At 69.8% G+C, this 18,853-nt stretch carries 42 protein-coding genes; 11 read left to right on the forward strand and 31 right to left on the reverse strand.

What is annotated here, in order from left to right; translation table 11 throughout:
- Positions 1-124 precede the first annotated feature (124 nt).
- A complete protein-coding gene (locus ACFYMM_RS07910) occupies positions 125-1,279 on the reverse strand; it encodes an RNA-guided endonuclease InsQ/TnpB family protein (RefSeq protein ID WP_388384917.1) in 1,155 nt (384 codons plus the stop codon).
- Between the two features lie 52 nt (positions 1,280-1,331).
- Between ACFYMM_RS07910 and ACFYMM_RS07915 the strand changes: the two genes are divergently transcribed.
- Complete coding sequence (locus ACFYMM_RS07915) at positions 1,332-1,517, forward strand: hypothetical protein (protein WP_388384919.1); 186 nt, start codon at positions 1,332-1,334, stop codon at positions 1,515-1,517.
- Between the two features lie 52 nt (positions 1,518-1,569).
- On the opposite strand, the gene ACFYMM_RS07920 is transcribed toward ACFYMM_RS07915, so the two are convergent.
- The 14 genes from ACFYMM_RS07920 to ACFYMM_RS07985 form a co-directional block, all read right to left on the reverse strand.
- Positions 1,570-1,788 carry a hypothetical protein gene (locus tag ACFYMM_RS07920; protein ID WP_388384920.1) on the reverse strand — a complete coding sequence of 73 codons (219 nt, stop codon included), beginning with the start codon at positions 1,786-1,788 and terminating at the stop codon, positions 1,570-1,572.
- Positions 1,785-1,985, reverse strand: coding sequence for a hypothetical protein (locus ACFYMM_RS07925; RefSeq protein ID WP_388384921.1), 201 nt, complete (start codon positions 1,983-1,985; stop codon positions 1,785-1,787). The genes ACFYMM_RS07920 and ACFYMM_RS07925 overlap by 4 nt, the downstream gene beginning before the upstream one ends.
- Positions 1,982-2,728, reverse strand: coding sequence for a hypothetical protein (locus ACFYMM_RS07930; RefSeq protein ID WP_388384922.1), 747 nt, complete (start codon positions 2,726-2,728; stop codon positions 1,982-1,984). The genes ACFYMM_RS07925 and ACFYMM_RS07930 overlap by 4 nt, the downstream gene beginning before the upstream one ends.
- Entirely contained in the window at positions 2,725-3,009 is a 285-nt protein-coding gene (locus ACFYMM_RS07935; protein ID WP_388384923.1) for a hypothetical protein, read from the reverse strand. Before ACFYMM_RS07935 ends, ACFYMM_RS07930 begins: the two co-directional genes overlap by 4 nt.
- Positions 3,010-3,205: 196 nt before the next feature.
- On the reverse strand, positions 3,206-3,712 hold the full coding sequence (locus tag ACFYMM_RS07940) for a hypothetical protein (RefSeq protein WP_388384924.1): 507 nt from the start codon (positions 3,710-3,712) through the stop codon (positions 3,206-3,208).
- A 285-nt stretch (positions 3,713-3,997) separates the two neighbouring features.
- Positions 3,998-4,552 carry a hypothetical protein gene (locus ACFYMM_RS07945; RefSeq protein ID WP_388384925.1) on the reverse strand — a complete coding sequence of 185 codons (555 nt, stop codon included), beginning with the start codon at positions 4,550-4,552 and terminating at the stop codon, positions 3,998-4,000.
- Complete coding sequence (locus tag ACFYMM_RS07950) at positions 4,549-4,791, reverse strand: hypothetical protein (RefSeq protein ID WP_388384926.1); 243 nt, start codon at positions 4,789-4,791, stop codon at positions 4,549-4,551. The genes ACFYMM_RS07945 and ACFYMM_RS07950 overlap by 4 nt, the downstream gene beginning before the upstream one ends.
- Before the next feature lie 26 nt (positions 4,792-4,817).
- Entirely contained in the window at positions 4,818-4,973 is a 156-nt protein-coding gene (locus tag ACFYMM_RS07955) for a hypothetical protein (RefSeq protein ID WP_388384927.1), read from the reverse strand.
- 36 nt (positions 4,974-5,009) lie between these two features.
- Entirely contained in the window at positions 5,010-5,348 is a 339-nt protein-coding gene (locus ACFYMM_RS07960; protein ID WP_388384928.1) for a hypothetical protein, read from the reverse strand.
- 83 nt (positions 5,349-5,431) lie between these two features.
- Entirely contained in the window at positions 5,432-5,776 is a 345-nt protein-coding gene (locus tag ACFYMM_RS07965; protein ID WP_388384929.1) for a ParB N-terminal domain-containing protein, read from the reverse strand.
- Between the two features lie 11 nt (positions 5,777-5,787).
- Positions 5,788-6,189: a hypothetical protein gene (locus tag ACFYMM_RS07970; RefSeq protein WP_388384930.1), complete on the reverse strand. Its 402-nt coding sequence runs from the start codon at positions 6,187-6,189 to the stop codon at positions 5,788-5,790.
- Positions 6,190-6,298: 109 nt separating this feature from the next.
- Positions 6,299-6,484: a hypothetical protein gene (locus ACFYMM_RS07975; protein ID WP_388384931.1), complete on the reverse strand. Its 186-nt coding sequence runs from the start codon at positions 6,482-6,484 to the stop codon at positions 6,299-6,301.
- Between the two features lie 17 nt (positions 6,485-6,501).
- Positions 6,502-6,843 carry a DUF6011 domain-containing protein gene (locus ACFYMM_RS07980; RefSeq protein ID WP_388384932.1) on the reverse strand — a complete coding sequence of 114 codons (342 nt, stop codon included), beginning with the start codon at positions 6,841-6,843 and terminating at the stop codon, positions 6,502-6,504.
- A 67-nt stretch (positions 6,844-6,910) separates the two neighbouring features.
- On the reverse strand, positions 6,911-7,204 hold the full coding sequence (locus ACFYMM_RS07985) for a hypothetical protein (protein WP_388384933.1): 294 nt from the start codon (positions 7,202-7,204) through the stop codon (positions 6,911-6,913).
- 148 nt (positions 7,205-7,352) lie between these two features.
- Between ACFYMM_RS07985 and ACFYMM_RS07990 the strand changes: the two genes are divergently transcribed.
- The 6 genes from ACFYMM_RS07990 to ACFYMM_RS08015 are packed head-to-tail and all read left to right on the forward strand — an operon-like array spanning position 7,353 to position 9,115.
- The gene (locus tag ACFYMM_RS07990) at positions 7,353-7,640 is read left to right on the forward strand and encodes a hypothetical protein (protein ID WP_388384934.1); all 288 of its coding nucleotides are present in this window, start codon (positions 7,353-7,355) and stop codon (positions 7,638-7,640) included.
- Positions 7,641-7,653: 13 nt separating this feature from the next.
- Complete coding sequence (locus tag ACFYMM_RS07995; RefSeq protein WP_388384935.1) at positions 7,654-8,127, forward strand: GIY-YIG nuclease family protein; 474 nt, start codon at positions 7,654-7,656, stop codon at positions 8,125-8,127.
- A gap of 7 nt (positions 8,128-8,134) precedes the next feature.
- The gene (locus ACFYMM_RS08000; RefSeq protein ID WP_388384936.1) at positions 8,135-8,305 is read left to right on the forward strand and encodes a hypothetical protein; all 171 of its coding nucleotides are present in this window, start codon (positions 8,135-8,137) and stop codon (positions 8,303-8,305) included.
- Positions 8,302-8,562 carry a hypothetical protein gene (locus tag ACFYMM_RS08005; protein WP_388384937.1) on the forward strand — a complete coding sequence of 87 codons (261 nt, stop codon included), beginning with the start codon at positions 8,302-8,304 and terminating at the stop codon, positions 8,560-8,562. Before ACFYMM_RS08000 ends, ACFYMM_RS08005 begins: the two co-directional genes overlap by 4 nt.
- Positions 8,563-8,573: 11 nt before the next feature.
- A complete protein-coding gene (locus tag ACFYMM_RS08010) occupies positions 8,574-8,945 on the forward strand; it encodes a hypothetical protein (protein ID WP_388384938.1) in 372 nt (123 codons plus the stop codon).
- Positions 8,942-9,115 (forward strand): hypothetical protein, encoded by a 174-nt coding sequence (locus tag ACFYMM_RS08015; protein ID WP_388384940.1) that lies wholly within the window; start codon positions 8,942-8,944, stop codon positions 9,113-9,115. The genes ACFYMM_RS08010 and ACFYMM_RS08015 overlap by 4 nt, the downstream gene beginning before the upstream one ends.
- 56 nt (positions 9,116-9,171) lie before the next feature.
- Here ACFYMM_RS08015 and ACFYMM_RS08020 read toward each other — a convergent pair whose 3' ends face one another.
- The 10 genes from ACFYMM_RS08020 to ACFYMM_RS08065 all read right to left on the reverse strand — a co-directional run bounded on the left by ACFYMM_RS08020 (position 9,172) and on the right by ACFYMM_RS08065 (position 13,170).
- Positions 9,172-9,309 (reverse strand): hypothetical protein, encoded by a 138-nt coding sequence (locus tag ACFYMM_RS08020; protein ID WP_388384941.1) that lies wholly within the window; start codon positions 9,307-9,309, stop codon positions 9,172-9,174.
- A 2-nt stretch (positions 9,310-9,311) separates the two neighbouring features.
- Complete coding sequence (locus tag ACFYMM_RS08025) at positions 9,312-9,545, reverse strand: hypothetical protein (RefSeq protein ID WP_388384942.1); 234 nt, start codon at positions 9,543-9,545, stop codon at positions 9,312-9,314.
- Between the two features lie 4 nt (positions 9,546-9,549).
- On the reverse strand, positions 9,550-9,690 hold the full coding sequence (locus ACFYMM_RS08030) for a hypothetical protein (RefSeq protein WP_388384943.1): 141 nt from the start codon (positions 9,688-9,690) through the stop codon (positions 9,550-9,552).
- A 135-nt stretch (positions 9,691-9,825) separates the two neighbouring features.
- Positions 9,826-10,440 (reverse strand): hypothetical protein, encoded by a 615-nt coding sequence (locus tag ACFYMM_RS08035; protein WP_388384944.1) that lies wholly within the window; start codon positions 10,438-10,440, stop codon positions 9,826-9,828.
- Positions 10,437-10,949 (reverse strand): hypothetical protein, encoded by a 513-nt coding sequence (locus ACFYMM_RS08040; protein ID WP_388384945.1) that lies wholly within the window; start codon positions 10,947-10,949, stop codon positions 10,437-10,439. The genes ACFYMM_RS08035 and ACFYMM_RS08040 overlap by 4 nt, the downstream gene beginning before the upstream one ends.
- Positions 10,946-11,506 (reverse strand): hypothetical protein, encoded by a 561-nt coding sequence (locus ACFYMM_RS08045; protein ID WP_388384946.1) that lies wholly within the window; start codon positions 11,504-11,506, stop codon positions 10,946-10,948. Before ACFYMM_RS08045 ends, ACFYMM_RS08040 begins: the two co-directional genes overlap by 4 nt.
- A gap of 5 nt (positions 11,507-11,511) precedes the next feature.
- On the reverse strand, positions 11,512-12,318 hold the full coding sequence (locus ACFYMM_RS08050) for a MerR family transcriptional regulator (RefSeq protein ID WP_388384947.1): 807 nt from the start codon (positions 12,316-12,318) through the stop codon (positions 11,512-11,514).
- Between the two features lie 141 nt (positions 12,319-12,459).
- Positions 12,460-12,669 (reverse strand): hypothetical protein, encoded by a 210-nt coding sequence (locus ACFYMM_RS08055; RefSeq protein WP_388384948.1) that lies wholly within the window; start codon positions 12,667-12,669, stop codon positions 12,460-12,462.
- A gap of 130 nt (positions 12,670-12,799) precedes the next feature.
- On the reverse strand, positions 12,800-13,036 hold the full coding sequence (locus tag ACFYMM_RS08060; RefSeq protein ID WP_388384949.1) for a hypothetical protein: 237 nt from the start codon (positions 13,034-13,036) through the stop codon (positions 12,800-12,802).
- Positions 13,033-13,170: a hypothetical protein gene (locus ACFYMM_RS08065; RefSeq protein ID WP_388384950.1), complete on the reverse strand. Its 138-nt coding sequence runs from the start codon at positions 13,168-13,170 to the stop codon at positions 13,033-13,035. Before ACFYMM_RS08065 ends, ACFYMM_RS08060 begins: the two co-directional genes overlap by 4 nt.
- A 174-nt stretch (positions 13,171-13,344) precedes the next feature.
- Here ACFYMM_RS08065 and ACFYMM_RS08070 point away from each other — a divergent pair, with 174 nt between their 5' ends.
- The 4 genes from ACFYMM_RS08070 (at position 13,345) to ACFYMM_RS08085 (ending at position 14,707) form a co-directional block, all read left to right on the forward strand.
- On the forward strand, positions 13,345-13,641 hold the full coding sequence (locus tag ACFYMM_RS08070; RefSeq protein ID WP_388384951.1) for a hypothetical protein: 297 nt from the start codon (positions 13,345-13,347) through the stop codon (positions 13,639-13,641).
- 63 nt (positions 13,642-13,704) lie between these two features.
- The gene (locus ACFYMM_RS08075) at positions 13,705-14,328 is read left to right on the forward strand and encodes a GntR family transcriptional regulator (protein WP_388384952.1); all 624 of its coding nucleotides are present in this window, start codon (positions 13,705-13,707) and stop codon (positions 14,326-14,328) included.
- Positions 14,325-14,492, forward strand: coding sequence for a hypothetical protein (locus ACFYMM_RS08080; RefSeq protein WP_388384953.1), 168 nt, complete (start codon positions 14,325-14,327; stop codon positions 14,490-14,492). The genes ACFYMM_RS08075 and ACFYMM_RS08080 overlap by 4 nt, the downstream gene beginning before the upstream one ends.
- The gene (locus ACFYMM_RS08085) at positions 14,489-14,707 is read left to right on the forward strand and encodes a hypothetical protein (protein WP_388384954.1); all 219 of its coding nucleotides are present in this window, start codon (positions 14,489-14,491) and stop codon (positions 14,705-14,707) included. The genes ACFYMM_RS08080 and ACFYMM_RS08085 overlap by 4 nt, the downstream gene beginning before the upstream one ends.
- 304 nt (positions 14,708-15,011) lie before the next feature.
- On the opposite strand, the gene ACFYMM_RS08090 is transcribed toward ACFYMM_RS08085, so the two are convergent.
- The 6 genes from ACFYMM_RS08090 to ACFYMM_RS08115 form a co-directional block, all read right to left on the reverse strand.
- The gene (locus ACFYMM_RS08090) at positions 15,012-15,752 is read right to left on the reverse strand and encodes a hypothetical protein (protein ID WP_388384955.1); all 741 of its coding nucleotides are present in this window, start codon (positions 15,750-15,752) and stop codon (positions 15,012-15,014) included.
- Positions 15,749-16,006, reverse strand: coding sequence for a helix-turn-helix domain-containing protein (locus tag ACFYMM_RS08095; protein WP_388384956.1), 258 nt, complete (start codon positions 16,004-16,006; stop codon positions 15,749-15,751). The genes ACFYMM_RS08090 and ACFYMM_RS08095 overlap by 4 nt, the downstream gene beginning before the upstream one ends.
- Before the next feature lie 2 nt (positions 16,007-16,008).
- On the reverse strand, positions 16,009-17,196 hold the full coding sequence (locus ACFYMM_RS08100; RefSeq protein WP_388384957.1) for a hypothetical protein: 1,188 nt from the start codon (positions 17,194-17,196) through the stop codon (positions 16,009-16,011).
- Positions 17,197-17,225: 29 nt separating this feature from the next.
- Entirely contained in the window at positions 17,226-17,540 is a 315-nt protein-coding gene (locus ACFYMM_RS08105) for a hypothetical protein (protein WP_388384958.1), read from the reverse strand.
- Positions 17,541-17,623: 83 nt separating this feature from the next.
- On the reverse strand, positions 17,624-18,160 hold the full coding sequence (locus ACFYMM_RS08110) for a hypothetical protein (protein ID WP_388384959.1): 537 nt from the start codon (positions 18,158-18,160) through the stop codon (positions 17,624-17,626).
- Positions 18,161-18,192: 32 nt separating this feature from the next.
- Positions 18,193-18,819 (reverse strand): hypothetical protein, encoded by a 627-nt coding sequence (locus ACFYMM_RS08115; protein ID WP_388384961.1) that lies wholly within the window; start codon positions 18,817-18,819, stop codon positions 18,193-18,195.
- Between the last annotated feature and the right edge of the window lie 34 nt (positions 18,820-18,853).

The following is an 18,853-nucleotide window of genomic DNA, read 5'->3' on the forward strand; positions in this document are numbered from 1 at the left end:
GAACGCGTCCAGCGTCTCCCGCATTGACGTCCTCCCTCTCTCGACGAGTGGGATTCCTCCCTGGCGTCCGCCGTAGCGACTCGCCTTGAGGCGGGTTCCTGTTTCACCGGGTCCTGCCTGCCGCTCACACGGCAGGACTTACGGTCCCTCCGCAGGCGTTTTGAGTCTCGGCCCGTCCGGCCGCGACGATGATTCGGGCCGCGTTGACGTCCCGGTCGTGGATAGTCTGACACCCCGAGCACGTCCACATGCGGACGTTGAGGGGCTTGGGCCCATCGATGACGAAGCACACTGAGCAGGTCTGCGAGGACGGCAGGAACCGGTCGACCTTGCCGAAGGTGCGCCCGTAGCGGGTCGCCTTGTACTCCAGGTACGCCACGAACTGCGCCCAGCCAGCGTCATGGACGGACTTCGCGAGGCGCGTGCGGGCGAGGGCCTTCACCGACAGGTTCTCCACGTACACCGCTTGGTTCTCGCGGATGATCGCCGTAGAGAGTTTGTGGTGGTGGTCCCGCCGCGAATCCGCGACATGAGCGTGAAGGCGCGCTACGCGGGCGACGGCCTTCTTGCGGTTGTTGCTGCCCTTCTCCTTGCGAGAGAGGGACTGCTGCGCCTTGCGGAGCTTGCGTTCCGCCCGGCGCAGGAACTTCGGCGAAGAGATCTTTCGGCCGTCGGAGAGGACCGCGAAGTGCGTCAGGCCGAGATCGACACCAATCTCGGCCGTCGTCTCCGGCAGCACCTCGGACGGCTCGGTCTGCACGACGAAGCTCGCGAAGTACCGCCCGGCCGCGTCCTTGATGACGGTGACCGAGGACGGAGTCGACGGTAGCCCGCGGGACCAGTGGACGGGGATCTCGCCGACCTTGGCCACGTACAGGCGACCGCTCGGCCGGATCGAGAAGCCGTTGCGGGTGAGGCGGATTGTGTGCCGGTTGTCCTTGCGGGACCGGAAGCGAGGTGGCGCCATCTTCGGCCCCTTGCGCTTACCAGTGACTGAGGCGAAGAAGTTTCGGTAGGCCGTGTTGAGGTCCCGAATGGACTGCTTGAGTACTACGGACGACACCTCGCCGAGCCATTCCCGCCCGGAGGTTCGCTTTGCGGCGGTGACAACCAGCTTTTCCAGGTCGCCGTCGGTGATGTACGGCAGTCCAGCCGCGTGGGCTTCCTGCCGGATCCGCAGCCCGTCATTGAACACCGTCCGCGCGCACCCGAACGCCCGGGACAGCGCGATGCGCTGACCCGGTGTCGGGTCGAGACGGTAGTTGTATCTGAGCTGCACAGTACCGATGGTACCACCTGTACTGTACGGTCCTGTCTGTACGCTCAGAACCATGAGTACCGAACACATCGCGACCAACGACCTTCGCACCCAGCTCGGCCGTCGCATCGACGAAGCCCATTTCCGGGGCGCTCACCTCGTCGTCGAGAAGAATGGCGAACCTCGCGCCGTAGTGGTCCCCTACGCCTGGTGGCAGGAGAAGCAGGCTGAGGCCGGATCTGGGCATACCGCGCCCTGAAGGAAGGGCCCTGCCCCCTTACCCCCGCAGCCACACCACCATCCGGTCTGTGTCAGCCACGGTGCGCCTCTTCCAGATGCTCCCGCGCGACGGCCACGATCTCCGTCAACGCCTCGCGGTCCGTGCAGTGGTCCCAGGTGCAGCCGTCGCGACCGCACTTGATCCACGAGCCGTCAAACCAGAACCGTGCCGGGACCGTGGCAGGCTCAGGCGCGCGCCTGTAATTCGGAAAGCCCTCCGGGGTCGTGCCGACCTGGGTCACGTTGCTCATCGTTCCTCCGCCCATGCGAACCGCATCCCGGCGGCGCGCATGTCCGGCGGGAGCAGCGTCTCCGTCAACTGCTCGGCGATCGCGTCCGCGTCGTGCCGGATCCGCTCCCAGCCTGCCGCCACGTCGGCGCGGGTCACACGGTACGCCTGCTCTACGAGGGCAACGTGGGCGTCGGTGATTTCAGGGTGCTCGGTCACTTCGGCTCCCACTTCTTCGTCGTCGTGTTGTAGCGCATCCGCGTCGGCCCTGGAGGACTCGGCTGGGCCGGGAAGGGCGCGGCGAGCGTCACCGCCTGGTCGAGGCCGAAGAATCCCGCGATCCCGTCGAACAGCGGACCCGGCTTGGCGTCCGGCGGCGGCCCGTCGAGGTTGCCCCACAGCAGCATGTTCTCCACCGCCTGGTCCGCCGCCTGCCACGCATCCCGCATCTCTGCGGGCATCGAGTCCAGCCACGCGGCTTTCGCCGACTGCTGCTCCGCCACCAGCGCGTCCAGCGATGGCGGTTCGGGCTGTGGCTCGCTGTCCGCAGGAACTCGCCAGCACTCTGCCGTGCAGCCCCCGATCTTCTTGGCCTCGTGGTCCCAGTGCGGCAGTCCCGCATCGTCGAGGCGTTCGTCGAGGCCGTGGATGCCGCCGCTCTGGTCGATGGCCCACAGCAGCCAGCGTCCCTTGTCGGTGATCCATGAGCCGCCGACGGTGCCGCCGTGCTCCAGCAGGTCGGCGTCGGTGAGCGCGGACAGAACGATCTGAACCGCGCCGCTGGTGCCGATCAGCTTTTCGGCATCCCGCCAACGGCCGTCCTCGTAGAACGGGGTGAGGCGCAGCAGGTCGTGAACGAGCGTGTGCGACGCCTGCGGGTCACCGCAGCCGCACGCCGGTATGTCCTGGCACAGCACCTTGTACAGGTGCTGCAGCAGGTTCTCCCGCTCCTCGTCGCTCACCGCTGCGCCGCCCCGTCGATCGTGAGTGTCGGCTTCACCTGGTGGCAGGCGTGCGCGCAACGCCCCACGTACACGTCGGCGTAGTCGAGTTCCTCCCCACCGTCCCGGTACAGCAGCCCGTCACGGCACTCCGGATCCCCGGCCGTGGCGCACGCCTCGCACCGCGCGGCCGCGAACGAGTGCGTGTACGGCGGCCCGTCCTGCGGCGGCGCGTTGACGAGCGCATGGAGCAGCTGGCCCGCGTCCGCGTCTTCGGGGAACAGCGGCGACAGATCGGTCATGCGGCCAGTATGCGCGCCCGCAGACATTCGCCCCGTGAATCCCCCAGCCACGGGGGTTTTCACTGCCCTATCTCTGGAGAGCGGCTATCTACCCCTACAGCCTGGTGCATGCTGAAAGGGCGGGTCTGAGCCGTGGTGGGTCCAGACGTGGTGAGGCCGCAGGGGTGGTGCCCTGCGGCCTCCGCTATCTGACCTGTCAGCCCCAGTCGCCGAACAGGGTGCTACTCAGCTGGGCTGAGCATATGTTGTAGCCGCCCGACGCGTGCCCCGTCTTGGTGTGCCCGTCGACGGTCACCGAGCATTGGATGTCGCCCGAGCCCTGCAGTTGGGCGTTCACCTGGTAGTACATGGCGTCCTTCTTGAAGGGCACGCTGCCGGTGAACTGGCCGTTGGCGAACGTGCCCTTGCGGGTGTCGCTGTCGGAGCCGTAGTTGATGTCGAGTCCGCCGAGCGCGCCGGCCGGGGCGGTGCCCCAGACCTTGAAGGTCACGGTGTGGGTGGCCGTGTCGCTGTTGTCCCCGCCGGCTTTCGCGGGGCCGCCTGTTTTCGCCTTGCTGTCGCTGGTCTTGCTGGTGTTGTGTGAGGTGCTGGCTGTGCTGCTGCTGTTCTTGCTGCCTCCGCTGCTGGTGGCTGCTGCGGCGATCGCGATGATGACGAACAGGCCGATGATGCCGAGGCAGCCGAGGCCCAGGATTTTGCCCACGGGGTTCTTCTTGGGTGGTTGGGGTGGCGGTGCGCCCCAACCGGGCTGTGTTGGTCCGCTCCACTGCGGCTGGTGTGGCTGTTGCGGTTGGCCTGCCCATCCGGGCTGCTGCGGGTATTGCTGGCTCACGATGCCCCCCATTGGCGCCGTTCTTTACGTGAGGGGTGAATGTAGCCGTTGTGAGCTTCACGTAAAGGTGAAGCGGATAATCCGTGACACGAACGTGGCAGAAGACAGACACGAAGCCCCCGCCTCGGGTGAGGCGGGGGCTCCAGCATGCAGGGGTCAGATGGTGAACACGTCTGGGTGTTCCGTCTTCCAGCGCGTCCAGTGCTCCATCGGCCCGTCGCTGCCGATCGTGTGCACCAGATCCATGACGCGGTCCAGGGACAGCGGTCCCGGGTGTTTCGGGTGGGCGTACTCGGTGCCCCGGCTGCGCGGCGGCCCGGGGACGAACGTGTGGCCGTACTGCCACGAGACGCGGCCGTAGCCCCAGTCGTCCTCGCCGTACTTGACGAAGACGACCGTGTTCCATCCGGAGTCGATGTCGAGCGGCCGGGCGTCCATCTGGCGGGCGTAGCCCTGGTTCCCGAACCAGTAGTGGCGGTGTTCCTGGAGGTAGGAGGCCAGCATGCGGGCTTCTCGGTCGGTGGGCCGTTCCAGGCTGGCGAACGGCGGGCCCTTCAGGTAGTCCGGGGTGCCGGTCGCGGGCGTGTCCAGGTATGCGGCGACGTAGCACCACGACGGTCGGAAGCTGTTCACCACGGGGATCCGGAGCGCGGTGAGCGGGTCGTCTTCTTTGGCGTCGGTGCCGAACGGCCAGGCGGTGACAGCGGTCATGGGGTTCCTGTCGTCTCGGTCGGGGCGGCGGCACGGATTTCGTCGGCGTGGACGGTTTCGAAGTGCCACCAGCGACCTCCCTCCCACTGCATGACCCGAGCGGTGTCGGCGGGACTGTCGCCTCCGAGGGCGGAGCGGATCAGGGCGTAGGCCTTGGCTTCGCTGGTGTGGTCGGACTCGGCGCGGACGTCGGGGCCGGTGAGGATCACCCGCCAAGGCTTGCGGGGCTTGGTGGTCATGGGGTTCGTCCTGTCGTGGCGGGCGGTCAGGCGGCGTAGCGGCGCTTGTAGATCCGGTTCGCCGCGATGACCGGGCGCACGACGGGGTCCCGGTAGCCTCGCGGCCCCGTCTCCCGCGCGTCCGTCTGCTCTTCGGCCGCGCTCTCGTTCTTTCGGGCCAGGATGGTCCGCAGCTTGGTCACGACAGGATCCTTTCGTGGCGGTGGGTTGAGCGGGGGTCAGCGGACGCGGCGGATCGGGCCGCTGGACTCCCGGCTCCAGCCCGTGTAGCTGGCGCTGCGGCAGCCGGCCGCGTACGCCTCCAGCTCAGGCAGCACCTCAGCCCACAGCCGTGCCGCGCGCTCCTTCCGGGCGTCGAGCTGCGCCTGACCGCCGCCCGGGACCACGTCGTGGCCTTCGTTGGCGATGGCGTACACCTCTTGGTACAGGTCGCCGTGTGCCTGGACGCCGACGATGGAGATGTGGTGGTCGAAGGCGTCGGCGCCGCCTTGAGTGTCGGGGTCGTTGGTCCAGGCTTCGCGGGCTCGGGCGATGATTTGGGCGGCGGTGGCGGTCATGGTGGGCCTTTCGTCGGGTGGCTGGTGTCTGGTCTACCGGATGGGCGGGCTGGCGCGCGGCGGGTTGAGGGTAGGGCCGGGGGTCAGGCGGCGGGCCGGTAGGGGCCCCAGCCGTCGCGCAGCATCGGATTGTGCGGGCGGTCCTCCAACTCCATCGGCAGGTCGGACCAGACCAGCATGGGAATGCCGAGGTCGACAGCTACTGCCACTCGATGGTGTCCGTCGACCAGCCACGGCTGCCCGTTGTAGGTGCGGATCATGACGGGGAGTGCCATGCCGTCCCGGCGGATCTCTTCCAGCAGCTCCGAGTAATGGTCAGAGCGCCGCTTGTGGTCGAGGACGTCACGGACGTACAGGGCGTCGGGGGTCTCGCCGTCGTCAACGGTGAGCATGTCCAGGACGTCCGCGGTGGGGATGATGCCGAGCATGACAGGACTCCTTACACGGCGAGGGTGTCGGGGTGGGTGGTGGGCCAGCGGTGGACGAGCGTCCACCGGTAGCCGCCCTGCTCGTCGGCCATGTCGGCACGCCACACGTCGATCCGGTCGGGGAGGGTCCGGAAGATGTAGACGTGCCGGCCGATGACCCGCTGATGGCCAGGCGCCGGGTCGTGGTGTGCGGCGAACGACCGCCAGTGCAGGCGGAACCCGCCGACCGTGTTGATGGGCTTGAGGTTCACGGGCGCGGTGCCGTCGATGGGGGTGATGGTCCAGCCGCGCGACTCGGCTTCGGCGCGGTCGATGCGGGTGCAGTTGTCGCAGGCGTCCAGCGGGATGGAGCCGTCGCGGGTGAGCGCGTGGGTAGCGGGCTGCTTGCAGGTCCAGCAAAGACGGACGGTCATATCGGTCTCCGTTCAGGCGGCGCGGATCTGGACGCGGGCGGTGGCGGGGCAGTCGACGGGGTACAGCACGGTGACCGTGGCGAGGCCCCGAAGGGCCGGGCGTAGCGGCTCAGTCCCTGCCTACGACGATCACCGGCTGGCGCTTGGGGTACGTGACTTTGTCCCCGCTGGAGTAGGTGACGACGACCGTGTCCGCCTGGTCTTCGACCCGGTCGACGAGGTACGGGAACGGGTCGCCCTCGCGGATCACTCGGTCGTTGCGGGTGAGGCTGTCGGCGGTGGCGATGCTGGTCATGGTGGTCTTCCTCTCAGTCAGGCGGCGAGCAGCATGCGGGCGGCGAGCTGGTGGTAGCAGCGGGAGCCCTTCAGGCCGGCGGGGCAGGTGCAGCCGGTGGGGGCGGTCTTGTAGGTCTCGGTGCCGTCGGTGGAGACGGCGATGAAGACGATGGAGCGGAGGGGGATGATCGCGCCGTCCTCGATGAGTTCGCGGGCGCTGGTGATCTGGTGGGGCTTGTAGTCGGTGGCGTCGACCTGGGCGTGGCGGATGTGGCGGGCGCAGGTGGGGCCGTAGCCGGTGGCCTGGCTCTTGGCGCTGGTGAGGGTGCGGCCGCAGCGGAGGCAGTTGGTGTGCTGGTGAGTGGTGGCTGCGGTCATCGGGTCCCCCTTGGTGCGGATGTGCGGTGGTCGGGCAGCCCGGCCCCGAAAGGCCGGGCGGGGCGGGTCAGTGGGATGTCCGGCCGGTTCCCCAGTCGGTCCAGTCCACGGTCGTCAGGCCGGGCTCCGTGGTCTGGATGGCGAGGAAGCGGGCGCCCGCGTGGCGCAGCTGCTCGCGGCTGAACATCACGGTCGTTTCGACGGTGCCGGCCGGGTTGGTCCGGGTCAGGGCTCGCTCGATCGCGGCTTCGGGGTCGGCCTGGTAGGCGGCGAGGGCGTCGCGTTCCAGGTCGGTGGCGCCGTCGGGGTTGGCGGCCAGGAAGTTGACGGCGCCTTCGATGTCGCTACGAGTGATGTTCATTTCCGTCTCCCCTGCTGGTCTTCCTGGCGATGACTCCATCATTGCATCCTCATGTTGCATCGTCAATATGCACCATGAGATGACAACTATGAGATGCACCGATAGGATGCCTAGTGGAGATGCGACGGGACATGGCATCATCAGGGGCATGACCGCGACCGAGAAGAAGCAGCAGGCCGCACGCGAAAGGCTCACCAAGCTCGGAGCTGCCTACCAGGCAGCCGAGGAGCAACTGGAGGCCGCCCGCACCGCCTTGAATGAGGGCATCGTCGACATCCTCAAGGCCCGCACACTGGGCCCCTCCGAGGTCACCCGGCTCGTCCCCTACGAGCGCCAGCACGTCGGTCGCATCTCCAAAGCAGCCGGCATCCCGCCGCTGCGCGAGCGAACTGTAGTGAGCGCCAAGAAGGCAGCCGGGGGCGACGCCTCCGGCTAGAACGGAGACACACATGGCTGCCACGGGCCGAACCGCCCTGTACCGGGCTTTCGACGCCGACGGCGCATTGCTCTACGTCGGCATTACGGACAGTCCCACTGTCCGCTTCAAGCAGCACCAGACGACCGCCGAGTGGTGGCCGCTGATGGTTCTGCGGGAAGTCGAATGGCTCAACACCCGGTCCGAAGCGGAACAGACTGAGGCGAAGGCCATCAAGGCTGAAGCTCCGAAGTTCAACAGGAGCACTGGCCACGGTCCAGAGTACGAGCCACTCGCCCTGCCGAGCGACGTAGCATCGTTCGTTCCGTCGGCGAAGACTCGCAGGGACATCCGGCGTCACCGGAAGTCGCTGGCGGCGGCCGAACTCCGCCTCGAACAGTCAGTCCGCGATGGTCGAGCAGCAGGCCTTTCGTACTACGACCTGGCACGACTCAGTGGCCTGAGTGACAAGCAAGTACGGCGGATCACATCGACACTGGGGAGTTGAGCGGGATATGACCATCGCCCACCTCGCAGCCGAGACTGGGATGCTGCCCGAGGTGTTCCGGCGGAAGGCCCGCAAGGCCGCCGTGCCCGTCGACCCCCGGTACAAGGAGCGCGCCGAACGCCTCCGCAAGACCCCCGCCCCGGAGCGCCCGGTGGGCAGCGAGGAGACGACCCGATGAGCGAACAGCCCGACCGATACGAGCTGAGAGCGCGCCAACTCCGCATCCTGGCAGGCCTGCACCGGAAGCGGGCCGCCGAGCTGGATATGGCGGCCGAAGCAGCCTTGGCCACCCGGTCCATGCGGCGCTTCGCCGAGCTGCTCACGGAAGCCGAGGTGCGCCAACTGTCCGAGCATCCAGACTTGGCCGAGCTGAACGTGCAACTCGAAGGCTTCTACGGCGACGGCCCGGTGCGCCCGGACGAGGAGTCCACATGACCTTGCTTCCCGTGATCCTCAGCCTGGTCTTCCTGTACGGGGCGGCCAGCGGCATCCTCAGCGGCGAACGAGACGCCCCCCGGTGGCTGTCCTGGCCGATGCCGATCTGGAACCGAATCGCCCACGACTGGCGGCGCCCGAAGCCTGTGCTTCCGCGTCCGAATTACATCCGGATCGCGGTCCTGGAACACGACCTCTGCGGCATGCAGCCCGATCCTGGCACTGGCGCGGCTCTCGCTGTCGGTGTCCGTAGCGCCGGGCACTGCCTCAACCATCAGCCGATCGCGACGCTCACATTCGACGCACCGACCAGCTCGGGCACGTGCGCCGGCTGCGGTCGGGCCATGGTCCTCAACGACGCCGGAAACTGGGAACTCGCATGAGCGAGGCCGCTGAGCGTTGCGGCGCGCAGGCCACGTTCTGGCCGGACGACGAAGCGTGCGAAGCCGAATGCATCCGGCCGCCCGGCCACGAACCGGCAGACGTCCACGAAGACGAGATCCTCGGCCAGTGGACCGAGGACGAGCTACCGACCCACCATCCCACCGCATGACGACGGCCCCGCCAGGACGGGGGGCCCGGCGGGGCCTGGGCTCAGTGTGCCCTGGTTCAGTCGTTGCAGTAGCAGTTCTCCGGGATCTGCATGCAGTCGTCGCAGCGCGGGCAGTCACAGCCGCAGACGTGGCCGCCACCGCAGTGGCAGCGGCACATGTTCTCGCCGCACGGCTCGCTGTCGTCGAAGTCCACGGTCAGTCCTCCTCCGGGCCGCACCGGCACTCGTCCGCCGGCGCTCCTTGGCCGATCGCGCACGCGCACACCGGGACGATGCCCGGGCTCTCAGCGGCGCGCTGCAGATCCTCCGGCGTTGAGCCAAAGCACATGTCGCACTGGCCTTCCTGCCACTCCTCGTCATCCTGATCGTCGGCCCATACCTCGGCGAGGTCTGCGGCTTCGGGGTCGTCGTACGGCTCGGTGTAGGTCATGGGTTCAGTCTTCCTGCTGCGGCGTACCCGGGACGGGCTTCTCCTCCTGCGGGAAATGCCCGCCCCTCGACGCCTGGTAGACGGTCTCGAAGCCGTCGAGGCGTTCATCGTCAGGCTCGGGGGCCTTCGTCCAGCCGAGTGCCATGATGGCGGTCTCCTGTCTCGTATCGGGATAGGAACCGGGGCGGCTGGACGTCTTGGCGGAGGAACAGCCGCCCCGGGGTAGATGGGCCCGTAGACGGGCGGTAGATGGCGGTAGATGAGCCGGTAGACGTGCAGGTCAAGCATCGGTAGACGCCTCGGTAGACGGCTCCCCGGCGGCAGTCGGGGAAGGGGCTTCGAGATCCCTCCGACGCACCCCCCACGTCGGCACGCCGGCCACCTTCACACCACGGTCGACGGGGATCTGTAGGGCCACCAGCCGGGCGCGCAGATCCGGCACCTTCCAGGCGGCCGTCAGGGCGGCCGTCGGGGGGTGCTGCTGGAGGTGGGTGAGGACAGTCCGCAGGTGCACGCCGGAGCCGTCCCCCATGAGGGTCAGGAGGAGGGTGCGGACGGCCTTCCGATCGAGGGGCGGAGTAGCCCCCGAGGGGCCTCCCTCGGCCTCCTCCTTGACCGCGTCTGCGGACGCCTTCCCGGCCCGCCAGGCGGCGATCGTCCAGCCTGCGGAGATCAGCCACATGAGGTTGGGGATGGCGCGGACGAGCCGCCAGAGCGCATACAGGCCGAGCAGGAGGATGGCGATGCGGAGCCAGCAGCCCAACGCGGCCCGCCACCCCGTGAGGTCGTGACGGCGACCGCGCGCGACCCACGCCGCCAGGCGTGCGCCCAGACGGCGGCGGACAGTCACAGAGCCGTCGGCGAGGCGTCCGGCAGCCCGGGCGAGGCGGCTCACAGCAGCCCCGATCCTTGCACGGCGCCGACCACCCCGGCCCCGGCGCCGTTGAGCGCGCCGGGCAGCCAGGACAGAGCGCCCGCTACGCCGGCGGTGAGGAGGAAGACGGAGCCGACGAAGAAGCCGCCGACGATCCGCCGTTTGTCCGTCTTGCCTGCGGTCTTGTACGCCAGGGCCACGAGGAACACGGCGACAACGACCACGACAGCGCCGGTTGCCGACAGCCCGGTGAGCTGTCCGCGTGTCAGTCCACTGCCTGGGGTGGTGCCGGTGGCGGCGGATCCGGCTCGTTGGCCTGCACCGTTGGCGATGCCGCCGGTGTGATTGTGGGCCCAGCCCAGAAGGCCGCCCGGGCACGCGGCGGCGCATGCGGCGGCGAAGAACCCTTTCCCGAACGCGGCGAGGTGCTTCATCTCGCGGCCACCGCGGTACCAGGGGTGCAGGTTGGCGACGAGGACGAGGAGGGCGGCGAGGAGGCCGCCGAGGGTGAGGGTGGTGGTGCCGTTCAACGCTGGACTCCGGTGAGGGCGAGGATCGGGTCGAACCAGTCGAGGACGCCGAGGCCGCCGAGCATGGCGGTGACGAGGAGGAAGCGGGGCACAACGCGGCCGGTGCGCCGGTCGAGCGTCCACGCGGCGGCGAGCGCGATCCCGGCGATGACGTAGGCGGCGCCGATTCCGGCGTCGGTGCGGGCCTGGTGGACGGTGTGCGCCCAGATCCCGACGGGGCTGCGGCCGCCGTACCACGGGGTGAGCGCGGCGAGGATCGCGGCGAGCATCCGCCACGTGACCAGGGCATCCCACAGCCGCTCCCAGAGGCGCGGCCTGCGGTCCTCCTCGGCGGGGGCAACGACGACCTCGTGAACGTGGCGGACGACGACCTCGGCGGGCGGCGGCGGGGGCGGCGGTATGGGCGGCGGTGGGGCTGTGATGACGGGCGGCGGGGGCGGTGGTGGCCGCCACGGCGGAGCTTCATCGGGCTGCGGCGGACGTGCGGGCAGCGGCGCGCCGGCGGGGATGACACGGGTCGGGGTGACCGGGCGGCGGGACGAGGGCGTCTCGGGCATCCGTCTCACCCGGCCGAGGTGAGACGGGGCAGCGTCTCGGGGTCGTACATGGCGCCGCGTGTCGGGTCGACGAACGCGGGGGTGATTCGGCCGCGGTCTTTCCAGGTGCGGATCGTTGAGACGGTCTTGCCGTATTTCTCGGCGACCTCGCTGGTGGTGAGGAACCGGTGCGTCTCAGGGTTGCCGCGTGGCGTCTCACCGCTGGCCGGGACGATCGGAAGGAGCTGCGCGCGGCCGGGCACGAGGGTGTCCCAGGACGGCCTGCGCGAGACGACCGCCGCAGGGCGCGCAACAGCGGCCGGGACGGGTACGGCGTCCAGCGTCTCAGCGGCGCGCGTGACCGGGGTCGCGGCGAGGTGCAGCAGGTGCCCGAACACGAGGGGCGGGACGCATGAGACGACGATCACCAGGGCGGCTGGCGGGCGGGGATCGGCGGAGAACCAGCCGGTGACGAAGAGGTGTGAGACGGGCTGGGCTGCCATGGCTGCGCCGAGTGAGACGAAAGCGCCGACCACCGCCGAGACCTTGCCCGGGGATCCGGCCGGCCGGTTCGATGCGACGGACGCTGCGATGCCCGCGTATGCGGCGAGGACTGCGGCCATGCCCCAGGCGAGACGCCCGTCCCACCCGGCCAGTTGCGCGAGGTGGTGCTCGCCGGGGGCGCACATGATGAGGACGACGACGGCAACGACGGGGCGTCCCGCGTTGGTGAACCAGCGCACCCACCATGGGACGCGGTGAGACGCGGCGTGGGACGGGCGTCCCGGGCGGGGCGCGAGGCGGCGGCGGAGGCGTTGCAGGCGGGTCTTCACGGTGCTCCTCCAGGAGCGGCTGCTGTCGGCGGTCGGGGTGCCGTCCCTCCCGGCCGTGGGGGAACGGATTGCGGGAGGGACGGCGTGCCGCGCTGGCGGGACGGGGGGATTGGAGTACCGCCAGCGCGGCGGCCTGTGGGGCTACCAGGTGGTGCGGCGCCATCCGCCTCGGCGGTCGCGGGCGCGGTCGGCTTGTTCCCAGGCTTCGCCTGCGTCGGCGGCGCCTCGGATGCTGCGCCGGTGTCCGGTGCGGCGTTGTCTGGCGGCCTGTTCGCTGGCGGACTCTTGGCCGGCGTATTGGGTGGCGGCGCGTTGACGGTCGTTGCCGAAGACCTTGTCGAGGAAGCTCATCAGGCGTGTCCTCGTCCGCTGCAGCTGGTGCAGGTGCGGAAGACGGTGGTTTGTCCTCCGTCGGGTGTGGGGGTGGTTTCGGGGTGGCCGCCTTGGCCGCCGCAGCCGGTGCAGGTGGGGCCTTGGTAGCTCATGCGTCCTCCCCGGGCAGGCGGCCGTCGCGGAGGGCCGCAGCTTCTTCGCGGTACTCGCGGGCGTGGTTGCGGGCGAAGTTGGCGGCGGTCTCCGCTTGGGTTCGCATGGCGAGGCTGTTGGTGGGATCGGCGGCGGCGCGGTCGCCGCTGGCGGCGTTTCGGTCGCAGCGGGCGGCGCACTTCTCGCGGTCGGCGGCCAGTTCGAGCATTTCGGCACGCGTCGGACGGCTCACCGGTTCACCGCCGGGCGGGTGTCGGGCCGCGCGGGGAACGCCTGCTCCAGTCGTTGGAGTGCGGCTTGCGCGGTGGCGTTGAGCGGCTCAGTGCGGGGGTCGTGCTTCGGGGGGTGCGTGTCGGTACGCTCCATGGCGGACCTGCTCCTTCGTCACGGTTGTGGGTGGGTCCGCCCCCGGCCCGGGATCGCCAAATCAACGGACCGGGGGCTTCTTGTTGGAGCGAACAGCGGTGGGCTGCTCAGTACCGAGCGTACGGGATATCCCGTACACTGGCAACGCGGCCTGCCCATGGAAGGGACAGGGGCATGGAAGAGGAGGTGCAGCGCGTGTTCGACGCTCTCGCAGGTCTCGCCGACATCGAGGACCCGAAGGCGCGCGCGCTCGCTGTGGCGAAGGTGCTGAAGGAGTGGCCTACCCGCAGCAAGGAGCTACGAGAGATCCGGCGTCAAGCCGTGCTCGAACTCCTCGCGCCGAAGGAGGCCTCGTTCCGGAATGTCGCAAAGGAACTGGGTGTGGCACCAAGCACGGTGCAGGACATCGCCTCGGAGCACTCGCGCTGGGCTAAGCGCCCAAAGAAGGATCCCGAACAGCAGGCCGAATGAAAGAAGCCCGAGCGGTGGTCGAGACCGCCCGGGCCGCGAGCACCAAATTGGAGTCAGTGCACTGTGACTGTACCGAATGACCGCTTCGCTGTCCCAGCCGCGCGGCCGGGCAAGACGGCGCTGTATCAGTTCTTCAACGATGCCGATCTGCTGCTCTACGTCGGCATTACCGACAACCCTCAGACGCGCTGGGCGGACCACAGGCGCTATGCGGCTACGACATGGTGGCCTTTGGCCGCGCGTGTGACGGTCGACTGGTTCGCTGCCCGCGCAGAAGCTGGCGCTGCGGAGTTGCGACTCATCCGCACGGCCGCTCCGCTGTACAACTCAGGTGGAGCGCCTTCCCCGCATCGGGAGCGAGCGCCCGGCGAGAGGTTGTGCCCTCGGGTGAACATGGAGCGCTTTCACGAGGCAACCAGAGGCGGGTTCCAACTGCCGGGACGTCCCTGGCGGAACATGGACACTGCTGTCGCGGAGACCATCGCTGAGGACATCGCGGACGGCAAGCTGCTGGAGGGCGCTCCGATGCCATCGGCTACCGAACTGGTCAACAGGTTCGGGGTCTCCGTCAACACCGTGCGACGTGCGCTCCGGCGACTTGTCGCATCAGGCGACGTGGAGACGAAGGGTGCAGGGTCAGGAACCCGATACTTCGTAACGATCAAGATAGGCAAGGAGAAGCAGTGACGCAGCAGCAGACGGAGGCGAGGCCTCTCGGCGCGGACGCCCGTGCGATCCTCACGATCGTGTGGAAGTGGATCGAGGACGCGAACGACGGGCTCGGCTCGGACGTCGGGGACTTGCAGCACGAGCTGGAGTCGGCCGGGTACGGGCCGCTGGAGGAGTCATGACCGCTTACGACGCCACGTTCACCGACAAGAAGACGGGCCACTCGGTCACGAAGCGCGTCTACTCTCGACAGGTCGCAGCCGCCCAGCGCGCCGCGCGGCGGAGTGCGGACGGCATCGTGAAGTGGGACTACAGCAGCGGCCGCGTCATGACCGTCGACTACATCCACCGCAAGGCGGTCTACCGCGAGATCGTGCCGGGCGTGAAGGCGTCGTAGCCGCGCCCAGACGGACGAGAGCCCCCCGGTCACCTGTTCCGGGGGGCTCTCGTCGTGAGTAGCGCCGGGCGTCGGCAGCAGCATTGAGGCGGCCTGCCTGGTCCAGGGTACGTGGCGGGTCTGACAATGGGAGCGCCCCGCCGTGGTGGTGGCGGGGCGCTCGGGGGTCTCAGGCTGTGAGATGTCCCTGTTGTGCCCGGTTGGCGCCGGGCGGTTGGCGCCCGCCCGGCGTGACCGGACCTCCCCGGGTGACGCTGTTACCAGCGACAGACGGACGGGCGCAGCACTCAGGATGCCATGTCCGTCAAGCCGGGCGCGTGGGCTGCTCCTGGTGGTCGGTCGCTTGGGTCGCTTCCGTGTGGAGGAGTCGGAGTGCTTCGCGGAGGCCGGCGGCCCAGCCGTGGTGTACGGCACGGGCGGTGTCGGTGTCGGCTTGGGTGGCGGCGTGGTCGGCACGGTCAGCGGCGGCCCGGATGAGGGCGAGACGGTCGGGGGTCGCTTGGGTCGCTGCCGGCACGGGCTCGGCGGGCATCAGCAGGGTCTCGCCCCGGCCGCGAGCTTCGGCGTACAGCCGGGTGGCGAACTGGCCGATGTGTGCGTACTTCTCTTCGGTCGTGTGGCCGTCCCACTGCGCCCGTCGGTCGTCGGCGGGGACGTGTTCCACGTGGGTGTACAGGTCGGCGTCGCGGGCTGCGATGTGCCATGACGCCTGTCGGCCGCCGATGCGGAGGTACAGGATCTGCCATCCGGACTCGTCGACGTCGGGTGCTGGGGCGATGACCGAGGGGTGCAGTGCGGCAAGTAGCCCGAGGAGTTGGGCGCGCTCACGGTACGCGCCGTCCCGCTCTTCCTCGGCCCGGTTCGCCCGGTCTCGCTGCTGCTCCCAGTCTTCGACGGTGGGTGCGGCGTCGCCGCGTCCGCAGTGGGGGCAGTAGCCGCGCGCGACCTGCCGGAGCGCAGCGAGTTCGGTCTCAGCCTTGCCGAGGGCGGCGATGACGTCGGCAAGCTGGGAACGGAGTTCGGGGTCGGTGGCCGGCTCGGTCATGCTGCCCTCCTGGCGGGCTCGGTGTCGATCTCGTCGAAGCGGATGATGTGCCGGCGGAGTGCGATGGCGACGGCGTGGGTGCGGTTGCGGGCGCCGAGTCGGACGACGGCCTCCTTGAGGCGCAGATGAATGCCGTCCTCGGTAGTCCCCAGGCGGTGGGCGATCTGCTGGCTGGTGTAGCCGCTGGCGGTGAGGCGGAGCGCGGCGAGTTGGCCGGGGCTGAGGGGCTGGCCCTCGACGCCGGGGTTCCTCACGATCAGGCCTCCTTCGGCTGCTGCGTGTCGGCGGGCTGGGTGTCCGTCTCGGGCTGGCCGGGCCGCGCCACGGCGGTGGGGCAAGTGCCGCAGGGCACGTACCGGCAGCCGGAGCAGACGTCCGCGCCGTCCTGTGTCGGGTCCTGCGCCTCGCGGGCGAGTTCGTCGGCTGCGGCCTGGCGGCGCAGTACCTCGTCGCGGTGCCGGTCGATGCACGCCTGTGCCTCGTATCGGCCCTCGCCCGCCTTGCGCAGCAGGACGTACAGCTCGGCCTCAGCTGCTCGGCCGGCCGGCCGGTCGGGGTTGAACAGGCAGCTGTCCGGGTCGACGCCGTCGCAGTTGCCGCAGGAGTGCGGGTCCTGCCGCGCCTCGCCAGCCAGACGACGCAGCCAGTCCGCGACCCGCCTGCGGTCCATCGGCGGCACGAACGGCAGGTCCGCCCCGGGCAGCGCGTCGGCTGCCTCCCGCAGCGCCTCGGCGCGCACCACGGCCAGCCGCGCCTCGGCCCGTTCCGCTCGGTCGCGCATCTTCACCCAGTCCTTGCGGAGCCGGTCGGCCTCACCTCCGAGGGAGTCACGCTCGGCGGCGATGGTCGGGTCGGGCGCGGGCAGCACGGCGGCGAGTGCGGCCACGGCGATGTTCCGCGGGTCGTCCTCCACGCACGTGCCGCTGTCGCTGCGCCCGCAGTGCTCCCACACGGCGGCGGCGATGGCCTCCAACTGCGGGTGCCCGTCGATCCAGTCGGTGGGCGCGGCGGTCTGGCCGGTGGCGGGCGCCGGGACGGCAGGAGCGGCGGCGCGCAGCCTCGCGTTGTCGGCCTCGGCGCGGTGCAGCGGCGCGAACAGGCGGTCCCGTTCCTGCTGCAACTCGTCGTCGGCGAGCCTCATGGCGGCGTCCGCTCGGGCGTACCAGACGGCGCGACGCAGCGGGCTCAGCGTCTCCCACGGATGCCGAGCGGGCGACACCTCCAGTGTGTTGTACAGGGCGGCGGCGTACCGCTCGCGGCGCTCCGGGTCGGTGACCACGGTCGGCGGGTTCTCGGCGGCGAACTTCTCCTTAGCCACTCGGATCAGCGCGCCGAGGGCCTCGCGGCTCTGGTCGCTCATCTCGGCGGCGCCGCGGACTCGGATGGTCTCGCCGTCGATCTCGACGTGGCGGCAGGTGTCCTCGGTCTCGGTCGGTTCGGTCACGGTCACTCCTGGCTGGTGCGGGCGGGCGGTCAGGCGGCGGTCTCGCGGATGTCGAACCGGACGGGCGACGGCAGCTGGTAGTCGCCGCGGATGCGCGGCACGTTCATCCACAGGCAGTCGAGGACGTCGCCCATGCGCTGCTGCCAGTACTTCGGGTTCGGCAGCTGGGAGAGATCCGCGACGGTGAGGCGGGCGGTGCGCGCCGTGAGGGTCAGCTCGGCGGCGCCGCCGATGAACGTGGCGAGCGTGCGGGCGATGCGCTCGGGCTGGACGTGGAAGTCGTCGCGGGCCCGGTTCGACGGCCGACGGCAGGTGATCGTCAGCGTGTAGCGGGGCTGGGTCACGGCGGTCCTTTCGGTCGTGTGGGAGGCTGGGGCCGGCCCGGCGGTGTTAGGCGCACCGCCGGGCTGCCTTGCGTGTGGGGTGGTCACGGCCGGGTGAGGCGCTTGCGGCCGGCGTCGGTCACGGTCACTCGCAGACCGCCGATGCTGGACACGCGGTCGGTGCGGATGTAGCCGGCCTTCTCCAGCGCCACCCAGATGCCGATGGACGCCCGGTGCCCGTCGCGGGAGGCGACCCGCCAGACCCGGCGCAGACCGTCGTCGTAGACCAGCGGCTGTTCGTGCTTGGCGATCTCCCGCAGGAGGCGCAGCGCGGTTGCACCGTCGGCGGACGGCTTCGGGCGAGCCTTCTTCCTGGCCTGCTCCGCCTTGTGCTTCTCCTCCAGTTCGACGGCCAGCTCCCGGCCGGCCTCCGTCACGCGGACCGGCGCGGAGTCGTTGCCGCCGTCGTCCACCAGCCCGCACTGGTAGAGCGGGAAGAAGGACGCGCGGTTGTAGCAGGCGAGGGTGTTCGGGTGCGAGTACCGGCCGCGGCTGGCGTACCGGAACTGGACGCCGGCGCCGCTGTCGTACTTCGCGATCTCCCGCAGCAGCTTCTGCGAGGCGGGGCTGAGCTCGGTCATGTTGCTGCTCCTGGTGGTTGGTGTGGGTGCGGTCACGGCCGGGCGGCTCGGTGGCCGGTGAGGGTGAAGGCTTCGCAGCCGGGGCAGTCGTCGATGTGCTCGGGGTCGCTGCTGTCGTCGGCGACGATGTGCGTCTCCACGGCGGCAGGCCCGGCGGCGGCGTCTCGGCGGGCGCGAGTGAGGCGCTGCTCGGCGAGTCGGCACAGCCAGGCGTCGACCGTGGGCCGCACCTCGACCGGGATGGGGCCGACCGCCGTTCCCAGGCGGACGTTCTCGGCTGCGGAGCGCAGGGCTTCGATGGCGCCCTCCGCTCGGGTGCGGGCGCGTTCGGTGCGGAGTTGCGTGATCTCCAGTGCGGACGCGTTGAAGCCCTTGATGGCTTGATCGAAATGAGCTTGCAGGGAGTCGAGTTCGGCGCGGAGGCGGCGGATCTCGGCGGCCATCGCGGCGACGTCCTCACGGGCGTGGGCGATGAACGCGGCGTCGTTCCGAGAGCCGTCGTAGTCGTCGGCCCGGCACGTCTCACCGACCCACGCCATGAGGTCGGGCGCGCTGTTGCCGTCGCCCTGGTAGATCTCCCACCCGTCAGTGGTCCACGGTCCGGGGGTGGCGGCTGCTGCGCGGGCTTCGATCTGGTCGAGGTCGAGGGGCTGGGTCATCGGGTGCTCCTTGGGTGACGGGCCGGGTCAGGCG

This window comes from Streptomyces sp. NPDC006739 (genome assembly GCF_042869815.1).
In the GTDB taxonomy this organism is placed as follows: Bacteria; Actinomycetota; Actinomycetes; order Streptomycetales; family Streptomycetaceae; genus Streptomyces.